The sequence below is a fragment of the Sphingosinithalassobacter sp. LHW66-3 genome, assembly GCF_050703275.1.
Lineage (GTDB): Bacteria > Pseudomonadota > Alphaproteobacteria > Sphingomonadales > Sphingomonadaceae > Sphingomonas.
This window is the reverse complement of the sequence record NZ_CP193482.1, coordinates 1,634,387-1,652,378: the sequence shown is the minus strand read 5'-3', so window position 1 is coordinate 1,652,378 and position 17,992 is coordinate 1,634,387. Positions and strand designations below refer to the sequence as shown.

Genomic DNA, 17,992 nt, shown 5'->3' with positions numbered 1-17,992 from the left:
TCCTGCCTACACCGCGGGTCATGTATCACGACGCAGGCCTTGCCCGGCACGCCGCCACCGATCCGCGTCCGCGGTCCGCCGTGAGCGGTGGAGTCGGCTTCGCGGGTCTGGCTGGGATGACGCTCTGGGTGGCGGTCGCGCGGCAGTACGGCCTCGACGGGCCCTATGCCGCACTGGTCAACGTCGCCGCCTGTGCAGTGCCGATGCTGCTCTGGTCGATATTCGTCGACAAGGTGCACCGCGCGCCCAGCACCGGGATCGACTGGAGCGGCGCGCGTCCGTGGCGCGAAACGCTCGATATCAGCATCACCAAGCTTGCCGGCCTGTGGCTCACCTGGGGCGGCATCGCCGTGATCTACGCCGTCTGCCGCTTCTATTGGGAGGGCGGCTTTCCCTTCGCCATGTGGTGCTTCCAGATGGCGGCGCCGGGGCTGTTCCTGCTCTCGATCCCCTATGTGCTGTGGATCGACCGGCGGCTTGTGGATCCGAAGGACGGCGCCTGGGCGCTGGGTGCCTGGCTGATGGGATCGAAGGAGCCGGTCGATGGGGCGGCGATCGCCAATCACCTGCGCAGCTGGGCGGTAAAGGGGTTCTTCCTCGCCTTCATGCTGGCGATCGTACCGCCCGGCTTCGGCGATTTCGTCCGCTGGGACATGAGCGGGCTCTGGTCCGATCCGGTGGCGCTCGCCAACTGGCTCATCACCTTCATGTTCGTGATCGACGTGGCGTTCGCGACCGCGGGCTATATCCTCACTTTCCGCCCGCTCGACAGCCATATCCGCAGCGCCAACCCGTTCGCCGCCGCCTGGGCGGCCGCGCTGATCTGCTATCCGCCCTTCATCCTGATGGGCGAGGGCGGGCCGCTCGACTATCATCCCGGCACCGCCGACTGGACGCACTGGTATGCCGGGCACGACTGGCTGCTGGCCGCGAACGGCGCGATCCTCGTCGGACTGACGGCGGTCTATGCCTGGGCGACCGTCGCCTTCGGCATCCGCTTCTCCAACCTCACCCACCGCGGCATCCTCACCCACGGGCCGTATCGCTTCACACGCCATCCGGCCTATCTTTCGAAGAATCTCTTCTGGTGGTTCGCGACGATTCCGATGTTCACCACCGGAAGCTGGACCGATGCGGTGCGCGCGACCGTGCTGATGGCCGTGGTCGCCGGCGTCTATTACTGGCGCGCCAAGACCGAGGAGCGGCATCTGAGCCTCGATCCGGCCTATCGCGACTATAGCGCCTGGATGGAGCGCAACGGTCCTGTCCCGCGCTTCTTCGCGGCGGTTACGGGTCGGCGGAGCGTGGAGGGCTGAGCGCGCACGCCGCGCGCTAGAATTTCGTCTCGCGATAGATGCAGCAGACGTCGCCGTTCCACTCGCCGGCGAACTTGTCGAGCAGCGTCTGCGCGGGCACCTTGCCGCTGCGCACGATCTCGCGCAGCGGATCGAGGAAACCGGTCTCGTTATCGCCCGAGGCATTGAGCCGGGCGCGTGCGGCCAGTCCGGCGCCCGCAATGTCGAGCACGTCGCCGGCGATGTCGCGCAAGGTGCCGCCACCGGGCAGCGGCGCATCGAGCGCCAGCCTGGGCACGGCGCTGCGCAGCGCCTCGCGCTCGTCCATCGTCCAGTGCTTCACCAGATCCCAGGCGGCGTCGAGCGCCCCCTGATCGTAGAGCAGCCCCACCCACAGCGCGGGCAGTGCGCAGATCCGGCCCCAGGGGCCCCCGTCGGCGCCGCGCATCTCGAGGAAGGTCTTGAGCCGCACTTCGGGAAAGGCAGTCGAGAGGTGATCCGCCCAATCGTCCATCGTCGGCTTTTCGCCGGGGAGCACGGCAAGCTCGCCCTTCAGAAAGTCGCGGAAACTCAGCCCAGCGGCGTCGATGTACCGACCGTCGCGATAAACGAAGTACATCGGCACATCGAGCGCATAGTCGGCATAGCGCTCGTATCCGAAGCCGTCCTCGAACACGAAGGGCAGCATGCCGGTGCGGTGCGGATCGGTGTCCGACCAGATATGGCTGCGGAAGCTGAGGAAGCCGTTGGGCTTGCGCTCGGTGAAGGGCGAATTGGCGAACAGCGCGGTCGCCAGCGGCTGGAGCGCCAGCCCAACGCGAAACTTCTGCGCCATGTCGGCTTCGCTCGAATAATCGAGGTTCACCTGGATGGTGCAGGTGCGCAGCATCATGTCGAGCCCGAGCGTTCCCACGCGCGGCATGTGGCTCGCCATGATGCCGTAGCGGCCCTTGGGCATCATCGGCAGGTCGGCGCGCGCCTTGTCGGGCCACATGCCGAGCCCGAGGAAACCCAGCCCCAGCTTCTCGCCCACCGCCTTCACTTGCTTCAGGTGCCGGTCGGCCTCGGCGCAGGTCTGGTGGAGATTGTCGAGTGGTGCGCCCGAAAGCTCTAGCTGGCCCGCCGGCTCGAGGCTCACCGTCCCGTCGGGTCCGGAAAGCGCGATCACCTTGCCGCCTTCCTCGACCGGCTGCCAGCCGAACTCGGTCAGCGCCAGCAGCAGGTCGCGGATGCCACCCGGCTCGTCATAGCTCGGCGCATGCAGATCGCCGGTCGAATAGACGAATTTCTCGTGCTCGGTGCCGATCCGCCAGCGGTCCTTCGGCTTTTCGCCCCCGGCGAAATAGTCGATGAGCTGCGACCGGTGCTCGATCACCGGTGCGTTGCTGTCCGAAACGGTCTTGGTGCTCATGGCGCGCCTTTAGGCCCGAAGCGAGAGCGGCGCCATATCGAATCGGGGGGGGGCGGTGAACCGCTACCAGTCGCCCGCCGCACCCATCCACAGTGCCACTGACGCCGCCGCGGCCGTGTCGGCGCGCAGGATGCGCGGGCCGAGTGCGATCCCCACCGCCTGCGGCAGCGCCCGGATCGCGGCGCGTTCGGCATCGTCGAAGCCGCCCTCCGGCCCGATCAGGATCGCCGCCGGCCCGGCATGCGCGCGCATCGATTCCAGGGCGGGCTCGCCGCCCGCCTCGTCGGCGAAGAACAGCGTGCGTTCCTCGGGCCAGTCGCGCAGCAACTCGGCGAGCGTCGCCGGCTTCGCCAGTTCGGGCAGCGCGGTGCGCCCGCATTGCTCGGCGGCCTCCACCATATGCGCGTGCAGCCGCTTCATGTTCAGCCGGTCGACGACGGTGCGGCGCGTGATCACCGGCTGGAAGCGGGCGACGCCCAGCTCGCACGCCTTTTCGGCCATCCAGTCGATCCGGCCCTTCTTGATCGGCGCCACGCACAGCCACAGGTCTGGCACCGGTTCGCGCGGCGCCAGCTGCCGCGTGACTTCCAGCGTCAGATCGCGCTTGCGCACGTCGCGCGCGATCCCCAGCCACTCGCCCGTTGCGTCGTCGAACAGGCGGACGGCCTCGTCCGGCTTCAGCCGCATCACCGAAATGAGGTAGTGCGCCTGCGTCTCCTCGATCCGCAGCATCTGCCCGGCGGCGAGCGGGCTCTCGAGATAGAGGCGCGGCGTGGAGTCCGGCGGCCAGGCGGGTGTCGCGGTCATGCCGCGCTTCTAGCGCTGGTCCGTTCGGGGCGACACCCCCGCAGCGCGGCCAAGGCGGCTCCGCGGATTTCGGCCCCCTCACGTTGGTCTTCCGCTCGCGAAGAAAGGGGCGCCCGTGGCAGGCGCCCCTTTCCCTCGACCGCTGGGATGGGTCAGGCGATGTCCTCGGGCACCTTCTTCGTCCGTCCCGCGCCAGGGCCGGCGGCCAGATCGGCGCCGGTCGTCGGGTTGCCGTCGGGATTCGATTTGGTGCGGGTGGCGAGCTGCGCCAGCGCGCTCTTCTGCTCGCCCTTGAGCTCGACCGTCGGCAGGCCGCTGCCGCCATCGGCGGGCAGGGTGTTGGTGAGGTCGTCGATCCGCTCCCATTCGTCGCCGCTGTTCCAGGGGCCGGTCGCGTCGCCTTCACCCTGCGAGGTGTTCACATAGGTGCTGGCATATTTCTCGACGCCCGGCAGCTTGCCCGGCGGGAAATTGTCCTCGATCGCGAACAGCGCCTTCTCGAAGGATTTCTGATGCGCGATCTCCCGCGTCATCAGGAACTTCAGCGCGTCCTGCACCCCGACATCGTCGGTGACGTTGATCAGCCGCTCATAGACGATCTTGGCGCGTGCCTCGGCCGCGATGTTCGAGCGCAGGTCGACCGTAGGTTCGCCGCGGCTGTCGACATAGGCGCCCGACCACGGCACGCCCGCCGAGTTCGTCAGCGAAGGTCCGCCGCCATAGAGGATCGCCTGAGTCGCGTCCGCGCTGCCGTTGTTGATCTTCATGTACAGCTCGGCCTCCTCCATCGCGCCTTCGCTGATGTCGGCCTTGGTGCCCTTGTTCAGCATCGCGACGATCGATCCGATCACCTCGAGATGGCTCAGCTCCTCGGTCGCGATGTCGAGCAGCATGTCCTTGCGGCCGGGATCCTCGTCCGCCAGTCCTTGCGTGAAATAGCGCATCGCCGCAGCCAGCTCGCCGTCGGGGCCGCCGAACTGTTCGAGCATCAGCTTGGCGAGTCCCGGATTGGGCTCGGCAACGCGCACCGTATATTGCAGCTTCTTGTTGTGCATGAACATGATCGTGTCTCCTCGGTCCCGGCTTGCTGGGTGGCTGAAGAGGAAACGGAGCAACGAAGCGGCTGTTGCCGATCGTGAGCGTTCATCGATTTTTTCCACGAATTACATGGGTTAGTCGAATCGCAGCTTCGATGGCCGAGAGCGGCTCATTGCGGGATCATCTACATTCAAGCCTCTCTATCATTTCGCGATAACTGATTGAGTGCGTCGATAAGTGACTCCGGGCTTGAACCTGCGCGACGGCGCGGGCAGGTGCCGGTGATGGACCTCGACGCGCTGCTTCACCATTATTTCGGTCCCGGCGGGATCGAGCGTGCCGATCCCGCCACGATCGAGACGGGAATCGAGCGGCTGCGCACCGACTTCGCCGTCGAGCGCGATACCGGCCGCCGCTTCGCGCTCTGGGCGCTGCTGCACGCCTTGGGCCAGGCGCCGGACCCCGACGCCGCCTTCGACGATCCGGAGGTGGCCCGCGCCGCGCGCGACTATGCCTGGGCCGCATCGAACGCCGCGGACAAGCTCGAATGACCGCACCCGATCCGGCAGTTCCGGATACCGAGCATCGCGGGTTGGTCGGGATGCTGCCGGCTCGCCTGCGTCCCTATGCCCTGCTCGCGCGCTTCGACCGGCCGATCGGCTGGTGGCTGCTCTACTGGCCCGGCGCCTGGGCGATCTGCCTGTCGGGCCGCGCGGTCGAGCGTTGGGACATGCTGCTCTGGTTTCTGCTCGGCGCGATCGCGATGCGCGGCGCGGGCTGCACCTACAACGACATCGTCGATCGCGACCTCGACCGTCAGGTGGCGCGTACCGCGAGCCGCCCGCTGGCGAGCGGCGCCGTCTCGCTCCGGGCTGCGTGGGCATGGCTGTTGGTGCAGTGCCTCGTCGGCCTGCTCGTGCTGGTGCAGCTGCGTCCGGCCGCGGCGCTCGTCGCGCTCGCCAGTCTCGCCCCGGTCGCCGCCTATCCGTTCATGAAGCGGATCACCTGGTGGCCGCAGGCGTGGCTGGGCCTCGTCTTTTCCTGGGCGGCGCTGGTCGGCTGGGTGGAGATGGACACGGGGCTGCTCACGCCGATGGCGTGGCTCTATGCCGGCTGCGTGCTCTGGGTGATCGGCTACGACACCATCTATGCGGTGCAGGATCTGGAGGATGATGCGCTGGTCGGCGTCCGCTCGTCCGCGCGCGCCATGGGCCGCCATGTCCGGCTCGGCGTCGCACTCTGCTACGCCGGTGCGCTCACGCTCTGGAGCGCGGCGATCTGGACGGTCCGGCCGGACGCGCTTGCGCTGGTGGCGCTCCTCCCGATGGCGCTGCACCTCGGCTGGCAGGTGGCGACGCTGCGGCCGCGCGACGGGGCGAACGCGCTCGTGCGCTTCCGTTCGAATCGCAATGCGGGAGTGCTGATGGCGGCCGCCTGCTTCGTCGTCGGCACCAGCTCGCTTTGACCCGGCCCGCTTTGACCTTGCGCGACCGCGATCCTAAGTCGCGTCGATGTTGACCACCGATCAGGCGCGCGACCGCGTCCAGGATATCGTCCAGCGTGCGCTCGCCGCCGGCGCGGATGCCGCGGATGCCGTGTTCGCCGCAGACAATGCGCTTTCCGTCTCGGTCCGGATGGGCGCGCTCGAAGCCGTCGATCGCTCGGAGAGCGAGGAATTGGGCCTGCGCGTCTTCGTGGGCCGCCGCTCGGCGAGCGTTGCCACCTCCGAACTCGCCTCCGACGAACTCGACACGCTGGTCTCGCGTGCGCTGGCGATGGCGCGCGAGGCGCCCGAGGACCGCTGGGCGGGTCTCGCGCCCGAGGAGCGGTTGCTCCACGGCACGCCGCCGCTGCTCGATCTCGACGACGGCGCGAACGTCGATCCGCAGACGCTGCGCGACCGCGCGCTGGAAGCCGAAGACGCCGCGCGTGCCGTTGCGGGCGTCACCAACAGCGAGGGCGGCAGCGCCGGCGCCTCGCGCAGCGTGATGGCGCTCGCGACCAGCCACGGCTTCGCCGGCGCCTATTCGGTCAGCAGCCACGGCATTTCGGCAAGTGTTCTGGCGGGAACCGGCAGCGGCATGGAGCGCGACCATGCGCACCATTCTGCGCGGCACGCCACGCTGCTCGAATCCCCCGCGACGATCGGCCGCCGCGCCGGCGAGCGCGCCGTGGCCAGGCTGAATCCGGCGCGCGTGCCGAGCGGCGCGATGCCCGTGGTGTTCGATCCGCGCGTCGCAGGCAGTCTGCTCGGGCATTTCGTTTCGGCGATCGCGGGCGGCGCGATCACGCGCAAATCGAGCTTCCTCCTCGATGCGATGGGGCGGCAGGTGTTCGCCAAAGGCATCCGCATCGTCGACGATCCGCACCGTCCGCGCGGGCTGCGTAGCCGCGGCTTCGATGGCGAAGGGCTCCCGGTGCAGCCGCTCGCGCTTGTCGAGGACGGTGTGCTGCAGAGCTGGCTGCTCGACAGCGCCGCCGCGCGCCAGCTCGATCTCGAACCCACCGGCCATGCGGCGCGTGGGATCGGCGGCGGGCCAGGCGTGTCGGCCAGCAATCTCTACATGGAGGCGGGCAACGTCCCCCCCCAGACGCTGATTGCCGACATCGCGCGCGGCGTTCTCGTCACCGAACTGATCGGCCAGGGCGTCAACGGCGTGACCGGCGACTATAGCCGTGGCGCCGCCGGTTTCCTGATCGAAGCCGGCGAGATCACGCGGCCGGTGTCGGAAATCACCATCGCCGGCAATCTCGCCGCCATGTATCGCGCGCTCGTTCCCGCCAACGATCTCGAATTCCGCTACGGCGTCAACGCGCCGACGCTGCGGGTCGACGGCATGACGGTGGCCGGTGACTGAGACTCTCGCCGATGCGGTGACAGCGATCGCCGCCGATGCCGGGCGCGTGGCGATGGCGCGCTTCGGCACCGACTTCAAGCGTTGGGAAAAATCCCCCGGCAATCCGGTCTGCGAAGTCGATCTCGAGCTCGATGCGATGCTCCGCGAGCGGCTGGGTGCCTTGCTGCCCGAGGCGGGGTGGCTGTCGGAAGAGACGGTCGACAATGCCGACCGGCTGGGCGCCACCAGAGCGTGGGTGGTCGATCCGATCGACGGCACGCGCGACTATCTTCGCGGGCGCAAGGGCTGGGCGGTGTCGATCGCGCTGGTCGAGCACGGGCGCCCGGTGATCGGCATCCTGGAAGCGCCGGCGCGCGGCGAGCGCTGGCGTGCCGAGGCGGGCAAGGGTGCCTATCGCAATGCCGACCGGCTGCGCGTGCACGATCGCGCCGAGCTTGTTGGCGCCCGCGTCCCCGCGAACGATCTCGCCAAGGCGGATCGGCTGTTCGAGCGCGTGCACCAGCCCAATTCGATCGCGCTGCGGATGGCGATGGTCGCCGCGGGCGAGGCCGATCTCGTCGCTACGGTCCGCTGGGGCCACGAATGGGATATCGCCGCCGCGACTCTGCTCGCCTCGGAAGCCGGCGCGGTGGTGAGCGACGCGACCGGGGCTCCGATCGGCTTCAACAGCCCGCGTGGCGACGCCTATGGCGTGCTGGTCGCCGCTCCAGGCATCCACGCCGCCGCCGTCGAGCATGTCCGTGAGCGCGCGGCGGCAGGGATGAAGCGCTGATGTATCAGGCGCTGCCGATCCCGTCGTCTTCGCGATAGCGGATCTGGAGATAGCGGCCGCGCGTGGCGAGCAGGTCGAGGTCGCCCTGCGCCAGCTGGTGCGACATCTGCCCGATCTCCTCGTCGATCAGCTTCAGTCCGTCCTCGAGCTGCTGGTCGGGCGTGCGCCCGTTCCGCTCCACCGTGCGCAGCGGTTCGGGGACGCGTTCATAGCCCTTCACCAGCTCGGGCAGCTGCTCGCCGATCAGCTTGCGCACTTCGGCCGCCGCTGGCTCGCGCTCGTCCAGCGTGGCGAGCTGCGGTGCCAGCGTTTCCAGCCGCACTCCGATCGAATCGACCAGCGTGCGCGCTGGCGCGGGCAGGGCGGGGCGCTGGCGGACGAGCCATTCCTCGGTCGTGGCTGGCAGCGCCTTCAGCGGCACTTGCCCCAGCGTCTCGGCGGTCGGCTCGGGGGAGAGGGGGAAAATCGCCAGAGCCAGCGTGGCCGCGATCAGCAGCGCCATCACGATCAGCGCGCCTCCCATGCCGAGCGGCACGAACCAGCCGATGCCCAGCGCCGCGACGATGATCGCCACGTCGGCCGCCGCGATCCGTCCGATGCGGCGGAGTATCTCGGCCTCGCGCCGGCGTCGCGCACGCTGTTCGAGCGGTCCGACCCGTCGGTCGACCCGGGCGAGCGTCTGATTGGCGCGGGCGAGTTCGCGGTCGACGTCGGTCACCTTGGATGCCTCTCGGATTGCCGTTCGTCCCGAGCGCAGTCGAGGGACGTGCCGCAGGCGCTCCGCAATCGTGTCTCGACTGCGCTCGACACGAAGGGAAGGGGAAGCGTTGTATTGCGCTGCCGGGTCACATCGCCTCCAGCTTGAACGTCTCGCCCGGGCCGCTCACGGCATTCTGCTGTGCGCCTTCCGCCCGGGCGATATAGCCTTTCGACTTCTCGACTTCGCCCGACAGCGCCGTGACGGTCGTCTTCATCGAATCGAGCGCCTTGAGCTTGAACGTGTCGATCGAATCCATCGTGTCGTAGATGTTCTGGAATGCACGCTGCAGCGTCTCGAGCGGGATGGTGCTGCTTGCCGCCTGCTCATGGATTCGCGCCGTCTGGTTCTTGAGCAGGTTGCCGGTCGAATCGATGATGTTCGCCGTCGTCGTGTTCAGCGCAGTGATCTGTTCGAGCACCAGCCGCTGGTTGGTCAGCGCCTGGGCGACGGTCACTGCGGTGCGCAGCGCCGAGACGGTGGTGGTCGAGGCGCGATCGACGCCCTTCACCAGCTCGACATTGTTCTTCTTGACCAGGTCGAGCGCCAGATAGCCCTGCACCGTAACCGCCATCTGCGTCAGCAGGTCCTGAGTGCGCTGGCGGACATAGAACAGCGCGGTCTCGCGGATCGCCTTCGCCTTGGCGGGATCGCTGTGGTCGAGCTCGTTGGCCTTGTCCTCCAGCTTGGCGTCCATCTCCTTGGAGAGATAGATCATCTGCTCGAGCCGCCCCATCGCGTTCCACAGGTTCGCGCGCTCGGTGTCGATCGCCGCATTGTCCATCAGCAGCTCGTCCTTGCCCGATTGGAGCCGCTTCAGGATCGCCGCGATGTGAGTCTGCGAGCTTTTGTAGCTGTCGAAATAATTGCGCAGCTTGTTGCCGAAGGGGAGAATGCCGAACAGCTTCTTGGGCTGCATCAGATTGCCGCGCTTGCCCGGATCGAGGTCCTCGATCGTGCGGCGCAGCTCGGCGAGGTCGGTGCCGACGCCCTCGTCCTTGTCCATCGCGCGCACCGGCCGGTCGAGGAAGCGGTTCGACTGGCCCGCCGCCTCGCGAATCTCCTTCTGGCCCATCGCCGTGATGGCATCGACTCGCTTGCCGAATTCGGGCGAGTTCACGTCCTGCGCCACCAGATCATCGATGAAGCTTTCGACGCGGCTTTGCAGTTCGCCCTTCTTGCTGTCGTCGACCGGGACCAGTCCAGCCGCCTTTTCGGGAGTGACCGGCGCCACCGGATCGGGCGGGGTCAGCACCAGGTCCTGCTCTGCCGTCGCCGTCTGGGTCGCCATCGTTCCAGCCTCCAAATTGTCCTGCCCCTGATGCCGGGGTTCGGTGCCACCTTCAAGTGTATGATGTAGCTATCACACCTTGTGATGCAACCCGAGCGGTGCGTGCCCTTTCGCCGCAGCGCAAAATCGGGTAAGCGCGCGCCCGAACCTCATTCCCGGGAAAACGCATGAACCTCCGCAACGTGGCGATCATCGCCCACGTCGACCACGGCAAGACAACGCTCGTCGACCAGCTCTTCCGCCAGTCCGGCACCTTCCGCGACAATCAGCGCGTCGAAGAGCGCGCAATGGACTCGAACGATCTCGAGAAGGAGCGCGGGATCACGATTCTCGCCAAGCCCACCTCGATCGTGTGGAAGTCGCCGGCAGGCGAGGAGACTCGCATCAACATCGTCGACACGCCCGGCCACGCCGATTTCGGCGGCGAGGTGGAGCGCATCCTTAGCATGGTCGACGGCGTCATCCTGCTGGTCGACGCGGCCGAAGGCGCGATGCCGCAGACCAAGTTCGTTACCGGCAAGGCGCTGGCGCTCGGCCTCCGGCCCATCGTGGTGGTCAACAAGATCGACCGGTCGGACGCGCGCGCGCAGGAAGTGCTCGACGAGGTGTTCGACCTGTTCGTCAGCCTCGAGGCCAATGACGAGCAGCTCGACTTCCCGGTGCTCTTCGCCTCGGGCCGCAACGGCTATGCCGGCAACAGCCCCGACATCCGCGAAGGCACGCTGACGCCGATGTTCGAGAAGATCGTCGAGCATGTCCCGCCGCCGGCGCTCGACCAGGACGCGCCCTTCACTTTCCTGGTGACGCTGCTCGATCGCGACAATTTCCTCGGCCGCATTCTCACCGGCCGCGTCCAGTCGGGCGTGGTCAAGGTGAACCAGCCGATCCACGCGATGGACATGGACGGCAAGATCATCGAAACCGGCCGCGCGTCCAAGCTGATGAGCTTCCAGGGGCTCGAGCGCGTTCCGGTCGAAGAGGCGCGGGCAGGCGACATCATTTCGATGGCCGGCCTCGAAATCGCGACGGTCGCCAACACCATCGCCGACGTGTCCGTCAGCGAGCCGATCCAGGCGCAGCCGATCGATCCGCCGACGCTGTCGATGCGCTTCGCCGTCAACGACTCGCCGATGGCCGGGCGCGAGGGCAGCAAGGTCACCTCGCGCATGATCCGCGACCGCCTGCTGCGCGAAGCCGAATCGAACGTCGCGATCAAGGTGACCGAGGCCGCCGACAAGGACAGTTTCGAAGTCGCCGGCCGCGGCGAGCTTCAGCTCGGCGTGCTGATCGAGACGATGCGCCGCGAGGGGTTCGAGCTCGGCATCAGCCGTCCGCGCGTGCTCTTCCGCGAAGGCGAGAACGGCCGCGAGGAGCCGTATGAGACGGTCGTCATCGACGTCGACGACGAGCATTCGGGCACGGTCGTCGAGAAGATGAACCTGCGCAAGGCCGAGATGACCGACATGCGTCCCTCGGGCGGCGGCAAGACGCGCATCACCTTCTCGGCCCCCTCGCGCGGCCTGATCGGCTATCACGGCGAGTTCCTGTCGGATACGCGCGGCACCGGCATCATGAACCGGCTGTTCGAGAAGTACGGGCCGTACAAGGGCACGATCGAGGGCCGCAAGAACGGCGTGCTGATCTCCAATGGCACGGGCGAGGCGAATGCCTATTCGCTCAACTCGCTCGAGGATCGCGGCATCCTGTTCGTCGGCCATGGCGAGGCGCTCTACGAGGGCATGATCATCGGCGAGAACGCCAAGACGGAAGACCTCGAGGTCAATCCGATGAAGGCGAAGCAGCTGACCAACATCCGCTCTTCGGGCAAGGACGATGCGATCCGCCTCACCCCGCCCAAGAAGATGACACTCGAACAGGCGATCGCCTATATCGACGACGACGAGATGGTCGAAGTCACGCCCAAGACGATCCGCCTGCGCAAGCGCCACCTCGATCCGCACGAGCGCAAGCGCGCCAGCCGCGCCAAGCACGCGGCCTGAGCTCGGCACAAGGAACACGCCGCTCCGGACCCTCCGGGGCGACGTTTTTCGTTGCCGCCGCGCCCGCCGGTCAGTCGCGGGCCAGCTTCAGGATCACGTCCCATTCGTCCGCGCTGACCGGCGCCACCGAGAGGCGCGACTGGCGCAGGATCGCCATGTCGGCCAGCCGGGGTTCGGCCTTGAACTCGGCAAGCGTGACCAGCCGGGGCAGGGGCTCGAGCGGCCTCACTTCCACCGATACCCAGTTTCCCTCCGCGCCGTCCTTGCGCGCCGCGCGGCTGACTTCCATCACGCCCACGACTCCGCGTTCCTTGCCCGAATGATAGAAGAACGCCCGATCGCCCACCGCCATCTTCCGCAGGTGATTGGCGGCGGCATGATTTCGCACGCCGGTCCACTCGGTCGCGCCGTCGCGGATCAGATCGTTCCAGCCATATTCCTCGGGCTCGGATTTCATCAGCCAGTGTCGCATCGCTTCTTTCCTCCTCCGCCCGCGCCCTTCTAGCATCGGCGATCGGCGACGGGGCTGGAATTCCTTCGCGGCTTGCGGCAGGAGCGCGGCCATGAGCGATACACCCCCCGACCGGCTCTCGGTCAATCCGCGCAGTCCCCATTTCGATCAGGCGGCGCTGGAGCGCGGCATCGGCATCCGTTTCAAGGATGTCGAGCGCAAGGACGTCGAGGAATATTGCATTTCCGAAGGCTGGATTCGCGTTCAGCTGGGCAAGAAGGTCGATCGCAAGGGCCAGCCGCTCACGATCAAGCTCACTGGCCCGGTCGAGGCGTGGTACCAGAGCGGAAACGACGCCGACGCATCCGATGGGGACGCGCCGGCGGCGGACTGAGGGGCTGCGGTCAGCCAGGCCAGGCGAGGATCGCGGCCAGCGCGACCACGGTGCACAGCAGCAGTTCGGACGGAAGCCGCAGGTCGATCCGGATACGCATCACTGCTCCTCCGGTTCGAAATCGAGCAGGTCGCCCGGCTTGCATCCCAGCTCGGCGCAGATCGCCTCCAGAGTGGAGAAGCGCATCGCCTTGGCCTTGCCGGTCTTGAGGATCGACAGGTTGGCCAGCGTGATGCCCACGCGGTCGGAAAGTTCGGACAAAGTCATCCGCCGCTCGTGCAGCAGCTCGTCCAGGCGCACGATGATCGGCATCAGACGGTTCCTTCCAGATCGGAGCGCAGGGCGGCGCCGTGCTGAAACACGCGGGCAAGGATGAAGAGGACGAGCACGCCGAGCAGTGCGGTGATCGAGAGCCCTTCGTCGAAGGTCACATATTCGACGAACCGGCCGATCCAGTCGGAATAGAGTTCCAGCGCAAAGGCACCGAGCTGCATCGCCAGCAGCAGCCACGCCATTTCGCGCAGCCGCCGGGCATTGTCCGGCGTGAAGGGGTCGCCGCGCCCGACCGTCGCGATGATCCGGTGCAGCGACTGGAGGAACAGGACGAACAGGCCGAGCAGCACCGCGCCGCCCAGCAAGCCGCCGATCACGAACCAGCGAAAGCGCGCGACGTCGATGCCCGGGTTCGCGCCGAGTTCCTTGAGCAGCCAGCTCGGATCGACGCCGACGACGAGCGTCGCCACGCCGATCGCGAGTGCTGCGATTCCGAGCACCACCTGCAGAACGCGAATCACAATTCGCGCCGTCTTCAGCATCCAGTCGTCGTTTATACCTGGGGCAAACATCACATCGCTCCTCGATAAATCAATTATCGAAAAACGATATACATCACCTTGATGTCGCTGCCAAGCGGTTTATCGATAGTCGATATATCGCCGGCCCCGTGACTCAGTGAACGCTGGCGCTCCCGGTCCACTGCCGCTCGATTCGCGCCTCCTCGACGCTAAACTGTGCGGTGCTTTCGGTCAGCGCCTGCACCTGGCCCAGCAGCTCCCGCGCAGCGGCAGAGGTCTGCTCGACCATTGCCGCGTCCTGCTGGGCGCCGATCTCCATCTCGCCGATCGCCGAGCGGATTTCACGGATCGCCTGCGCCTGCGCCTGATTCTCGCCGGCAGTCGTGCTCAGCAGCGCATGCACCTTCTCCACGGTCTCGGCGATCGCGGTCAGCGCGCTATCGACTTCCTCGACGGCGCCGACGGCTCCGGCGACTTCGTCCTGCGTCACGGTCAGCTGCTCGCGCGCGCGCTTGGCCTCTTCCTCCGCGCGCATCGCCAGCGCCGAAACCAGATCGGCGACGACGGCGAAACCGCGGCCCGCTTCGCCTGCTCGGCCCGCCTCGACCGCGGCGTTCATCGCCAGGACGCGCGTCTGGAAAGCGATCTTGTCGAGCCCCTCGATCACATCGTCGATGCCCTCGGCGCTCTGGCGCACCCGGCCCATTGTCTCGACGGCATGAAGCGCCCTCGCGCGGCCGCTCTCGACGCTGCCCGTCGCCGCGTCGGCGCAGGCGAGCGATCCTTCTGCGGTCTGCGCCAGCGCCTGCAGTCGCTCGTCGATGCTTGCCACCGCGACCGAAGTCTCCTCAAGATTCGCAGCGGTGCGCTCGATGCGGCGCGCCTGCTGCTCGGCGGCATTGGCGATCTCGGTCGATCCGGTGCCGATCTGCCGTGCGCCTTCGCCGACGCTGCCGATCAGCTGGCGCAGCGACTGGGCGGTAGCGTTGCAATTCGCCTTGAGCGCGGCATAGGCTGCGGGGAAGCTCTCGCGGATCTCGCGCGTCAGATCGCCGCGCGCCATCGCCTCCAGGCTGCCGCTCACGCTTGCCACCACCCGCTCGAGTTCGGCGGCGCGTTCGGCGCGTTCGGCCTGCGCAGCCGCATCCGCTGCGATTCGCGCATCGGCTTCCTGCGACACCTTGGCGAGCAGACCCACGATGCTCTGCGCGAGCAGGACGAGCGCGCCCGTCTCGACGATCAGCACCACCGCGTGGAGCAGGATGCGGCCGATGCCGCCACCGCCCAGGAATACCCATTCGGGCACGAGCATGCCGAGCAGCAGATGGTGCACCGCCACGACCGCCGCGCCGCCCACCAGCGCGCGCCAGTCGCACAGCAGCGCGGTCACCGCCAGCGCGGCGAAGAAGATCATGTGCAGGTCCACCTGCCACGCCGCACCTTCGAAGACGTAGAGCATCAGCGCCGGCTGGGCGACGACGGTCATCGTCGCGATCAGCCGCGCGTTCGCGTCGAACGCGCCGCGCAGCGCCAGTAGAACGGGGTAGATCGGCAGCACGAACGCCAGGATCACGGGCAGCGCCCCTTGCGCGAATCCGCTGCTGGCGGATCCGGCGGCAGTCGCGAGCGCAAGCGCGACCATGATGGCCGCGATCGTGCGCATGCCGAGCAGGCGCAGATGGTCGAGCGAAAGTGCGTTGGTCATGCCGGTTTCTCTGATGAGCCCGAACAGCCGGGCAGATTGGTGTTGAGGAGCAGCGCGCCGTGGCGCAGCGCGCCGGGGAGCAGCGCGGCGCGCGCGCCCTCGACGATCAGGCTGCCGGCGAACGGGCCGGAATCGACCGGCTTGGCGCCGCCGGCGCTCGCCCAGGCGGCGACCCTGCTGGCGTCCGTCGTGCCAAGAGGAACGATCAGGATGCGGCCTTGGGCGGGCGGGAGAAAGGCCAGGCCTCCCGCAAGCGCGAGCAGCACCGCCTGGAGGACAACAAAGCCCTTGCGGCGCCGTGCGGGCGGAACGGTCGAGACGGAGGTCGTGCGCATTAAGCCCATTATAGAATGAGCAAAATCCCCGCGGGCGGCTCCGCAGTCCTACGGGTACTGGTGATCGCCGCGCGCGGGACGGGCTTTTGCGCAGCCCGTCACGAGCGCCCGGCCGGGTGCCACGGCACCCCGTCTAGCGTCACCGGACGATCAGTGAACGAAGCGCGCCACCACGTCGCGATAGCTGCGGCTCACCTTCACCTGCGCGCCCGAATCGAGCACCAGGAAGCACTCACCGTTGGTGTGCGGCTTCACCTGGCGAACGAGGTCGAGGTTGACGATCGTCGAGCGGTGGACGCGTTGGAACCGGCGCGGATCGAGCCGCTTCTCGAGATCCTTCATCGTTTCGCGCAGGATCAGCGTGTTGTCGCCGGTGTAGATGCACATATAGTCGCCGGCGGCGTCGATCCGCTCGATCGTGTCGACGTCGACGCGGAAGATCTGGCCGCGATCCTTGATATTGATGAGCTTTTCGAACCGGTTGGCGGCCATGCCGTCGCCGCCTTCGCCCAGCGTCTCGGCGGCTTCGGGCGCCACTTCGGCGAGCACGCCCTTCAGCTTCTCGATCTCCTCGACGCCGCGCCGCTCGGAAAGCCGCTGGCGAACGCGCTGGAGCGTGTCGGCAAGCCGCGATTCCTCGACCGGCTTCATCAGATAGTCCATCGCCTGCGCCTCGAACGCGCGGATCGCATGGTCCGAATAGGCAGTGACGAAGACGAACAGCGGCGGCTCGACTTCCATCAGCCCCTGGACCACGGAAAACCCGTCGAAGCCCGGCATCTGGATGTCGAGGAAGACCAGATCGGGCTTGTGGGTCTTGATCGAACGAATCGCCTCGCGGCCGTTCACGCAGGTGTCGACGATCTCGACATCCTCATGGGCCTGCAGCCGCAGCTCCAGCCCCTGGATGGCGAGCGGCTCGTCGTCGACGAGGATGGTTCGGATGGTCATGCTGCCTCTCGTGTAGGTTCCTCGAACTGGAACGGGATCTCGATCTCAACGCGGAAGCCGCCTCCCGGGTTCGATCGGGTTTCGAACCGGTGGTCCGGTCCGAATGCCTGCGCCAGCCGTTCGCGGATGTTCGCAAGCCCCACTCCGGTCGACAGCGTCGGCCGCAAACGCGGCTCGATCAATCCCGGGCCGGTGTCGGATACGGTGATATGAACGCGTTCTCCGGCGAGTCGCGTCGTCACGGTGATGTCGGCGCCTTCCTCCTTGGGCGTGACTGCATATTTGATCGCATTCTCGACCAGCGGCTGGAGCAGCAGCGAGGGCAGCCGCGCCTTCACGGTGCGCGGATCGATCTCGAAATGCGGCCGCAACCGCTCGTCGAAGCGCATCTTCTCGATCTCCAGATAGAGCTTCAGCGTCTCCACTTCCTGCGAAAGCGTCACATGCGCGGTGGGCTCGTTCGCCAGCGTGTAGCGCAGGAAGGAGGACAGGCGCGAAAGCATCACATTGGCCCGCTCGGTCTGCTTGAGCAGAACCAAAGTGGAGATCGAGTTGAGCGTGTTGAAGAGGAAGTGCGGATTGAGCTGGTAGCGCAGCATCGCCAGCTGCGCGGTCGATGCCTGGCTCTCGAGTACCTGGAGCTGATCGATCTGCTCCTCGACGATCAGGTAGAAGTTGATCGCGAAATAGAGCGCCGACCAGCCCGCCAGCACCGTGAAATTGAGGAACATGTTGCCGAGGATCAGGTTCAGCGAAATGCCCGGCAGCGCGTCGCGGATCACCGAAATGGTGAAGGCATTGAGCACGGCATAGATGATCGTCGCCATCAGCAGCGTGGCGATGGTGAGCAGGATTCCGGTGATCCGCGGCAGCCGCCGGAACCATCCGTAGAGCGTCGAGAGCAGCAGCGTGAGGCAATAGCCGATGATCGATTCGATCAGCACGCGGATCACGCCTTCGATCGAAAGCGAGGTGTTCGAGATGTTCGACACGATGCGCAGCAGCAGATAGCCCGACCAGCCGGCCGCCTGCAGCACCCAGAAGGCGCGGCTCTTCTGTTCGAAGAAGGGTCGGGAAAAGATGGCGAGCTTCATGCGCGGAGAATGGGTCTTTGCTGGCGCGGCGGAACGGGT

19 protein-coding genes are annotated in these 17,992 nt (G+C 67.1%); 7 read left to right on the top strand and 12 right to left on the bottom strand.

The features are described 5' to 3' along the window. Positions 1 to 20: 20 nt before the first annotated feature. Positions 21 to 1,316, top strand: a complete 1,296-nt coding sequence (locus ACQ450_RS08045) for a methyltransferase family protein (protein ID WP_431468864.1) — start codon at positions 21 to 23, stop codon at positions 1,314 to 1,316. A gap of 16 nt (positions 1,317 to 1,332) precedes the next feature. On the opposite strand, the gene ACQ450_RS08040 is transcribed toward ACQ450_RS08045, so the two are convergent. The 3 genes from ACQ450_RS08040 to ACQ450_RS08030 form a co-directional block, all read right to left on the bottom strand. Continuing rightward, on the bottom strand, positions 1,333 to 2,706 hold the full coding sequence (locus tag ACQ450_RS08040; RefSeq protein ID WP_431468863.1) for a glutamate--cysteine ligase: 1,374 nt from the start codon (positions 2,704 to 2,706) through the stop codon (positions 1,333 to 1,335). A gap of 63 nt (positions 2,707 to 2,769) precedes the next feature. Beyond that, on the bottom strand, positions 2,770 to 3,513 hold the full coding sequence (locus tag ACQ450_RS08035) for a 16S rRNA (uracil(1498)-N(3))-methyltransferase (RefSeq protein WP_431468862.1): 744 nt from the start codon (positions 3,511 to 3,513) through the stop codon (positions 2,770 to 2,772). 152 nt (positions 3,514 to 3,665) lie between these two features. Beyond that, complete coding sequence (locus tag ACQ450_RS08030; protein ID WP_188056118.1) at positions 3,666 to 4,574, bottom strand: manganese catalase family protein; 909 nt, start codon at positions 4,572 to 4,574, stop codon at positions 3,666 to 3,668. A gap of 261 nt (positions 4,575 to 4,835) precedes the next feature. Here ACQ450_RS08030 and ACQ450_RS08025 point away from each other — a divergent pair, with 261 nt between their 5' ends. The 4 genes from ACQ450_RS08025 to ACQ450_RS08010 are packed head-to-tail and all read left to right on the top strand — an operon-like array spanning position 4,836 to position 8,181. After that, positions 4,836 to 5,102 (top strand): hypothetical protein, encoded by a 267-nt coding sequence (locus ACQ450_RS08025; RefSeq protein ID WP_431468861.1) that lies wholly within the window; start codon positions 4,836 to 4,838, stop codon positions 5,100 to 5,102. After that, entirely contained in the window at positions 5,099 to 6,016 is a 918-nt protein-coding gene (gene ubiA / locus ACQ450_RS08020) for a 4-hydroxybenzoate octaprenyltransferase (protein ID WP_431468860.1), read from the top strand. Before ACQ450_RS08025 ends, ubiA begins: the two co-directional genes overlap by 4 nt. A 46-nt stretch (positions 6,017 to 6,062) precedes the next feature. Next, entirely contained in the window at positions 6,063 to 7,409 is a 1,347-nt protein-coding gene (locus ACQ450_RS08015; RefSeq protein WP_431468859.1) for a TldD/PmbA family protein, read from the top strand. Further along, on the top strand, positions 7,402 to 8,181 hold the full coding sequence (locus ACQ450_RS08010; RefSeq protein WP_431468858.1) for an inositol monophosphatase family protein: 780 nt from the start codon (positions 7,402 to 7,404) through the stop codon (positions 8,179 to 8,181). Before ACQ450_RS08015 ends, ACQ450_RS08010 begins: the two co-directional genes overlap by 8 nt. A gap of 4 nt (positions 8,182 to 8,185) precedes the next feature. On the opposite strand, the gene ACQ450_RS08005 is transcribed toward ACQ450_RS08010, so the two are convergent. Both ACQ450_RS08005 and ACQ450_RS08000 read right to left on the bottom strand, forming a co-directional pair. Beyond that, a complete protein-coding gene (locus tag ACQ450_RS08005; RefSeq protein WP_431468857.1) occupies positions 8,186 to 8,899 on the bottom strand; it encodes a hypothetical protein in 714 nt (237 codons plus the stop codon). A gap of 127 nt (positions 8,900 to 9,026) precedes the next feature. Further along, entirely contained in the window at positions 9,027 to 10,229 is a 1,203-nt protein-coding gene (locus ACQ450_RS08000; protein WP_431468856.1) for a toxic anion resistance protein, read from the bottom strand. Positions 10,230 to 10,396: 167 nt separating this feature from the next. On the opposite strand from ACQ450_RS08000, the gene typA reads away from it, so the two are divergent. Next, complete coding sequence (typA, locus tag ACQ450_RS07995) at positions 10,397 to 12,229, top strand: translational GTPase TypA (protein ID WP_188056111.1); 1,833 nt, start codon at positions 10,397 to 10,399, stop codon at positions 12,227 to 12,229. A gap of 70 nt (positions 12,230 to 12,299) precedes the next feature. On the opposite strand, the gene ACQ450_RS07990 is transcribed toward typA, so the two are convergent. Further along, on the bottom strand, positions 12,300 to 12,701 hold the full coding sequence (locus ACQ450_RS07990) for an EVE domain-containing protein (RefSeq protein WP_431468855.1): 402 nt from the start codon (positions 12,699 to 12,701) through the stop codon (positions 12,300 to 12,302). Positions 12,702 to 12,792: 91 nt separating this feature from the next. Between ACQ450_RS07990 and ACQ450_RS07985 the strand changes: the two genes are divergently transcribed. Next, entirely contained in the window at positions 12,793 to 13,074 is a 282-nt protein-coding gene (locus tag ACQ450_RS07985) for a DUF3297 family protein (RefSeq protein ID WP_188056109.1), read from the top strand. A gap of 99 nt (positions 13,075 to 13,173) precedes the next feature. Here the strand turns inward: ACQ450_RS07985 and ACQ450_RS07980 are convergent, their stop codons facing one another. The 6 genes from ACQ450_RS07980 to ACQ450_RS07955 form a co-directional block, all read right to left on the bottom strand. Further along, positions 13,174 to 13,386, bottom strand: a complete 213-nt coding sequence (locus ACQ450_RS07980; RefSeq protein WP_188056108.1) for a helix-turn-helix domain-containing protein — start codon at positions 13,384 to 13,386, stop codon at positions 13,174 to 13,176. Continuing rightward, the gene (locus ACQ450_RS07975) at positions 13,386 to 13,919 is read right to left on the bottom strand and encodes a DUF2975 domain-containing protein (protein WP_431468854.1); all 534 of its coding nucleotides are present in this window, start codon (positions 13,917 to 13,919) and stop codon (positions 13,386 to 13,388) included. Before ACQ450_RS07975 ends, ACQ450_RS07980 begins: the two co-directional genes overlap by 1 nt. 103 nt (positions 13,920 to 14,022) lie before the next feature. Further along, entirely contained in the window at positions 14,023 to 15,573 is a 1,551-nt protein-coding gene (locus tag ACQ450_RS07970; protein WP_431468853.1) for a methyl-accepting chemotaxis protein, read from the bottom strand. Continuing rightward, entirely contained in the window at positions 15,570 to 15,908 is a 339-nt protein-coding gene (locus ACQ450_RS07965; protein ID WP_431468852.1) for a hypothetical protein, read from the bottom strand. The genes ACQ450_RS07970 and ACQ450_RS07965 overlap by 4 nt, the downstream gene beginning before the upstream one ends. A 150-nt stretch (positions 15,909 to 16,058) precedes the next feature. Next, a complete protein-coding gene (locus ACQ450_RS07960) occupies positions 16,059 to 16,859 on the bottom strand; it encodes a LytR/AlgR family response regulator transcription factor (protein ID WP_188056105.1) in 801 nt (266 codons plus the stop codon). Beyond that, positions 16,856 to 17,953, bottom strand: coding sequence for a sensor histidine kinase (locus ACQ450_RS07955; protein WP_188056104.1), 1,098 nt, complete (start codon positions 17,951 to 17,953; stop codon positions 16,856 to 16,858). The genes ACQ450_RS07960 and ACQ450_RS07955 overlap by 4 nt, the downstream gene beginning before the upstream one ends. Positions 17,954 to 17,992 lie beyond the last annotated feature (39 nt).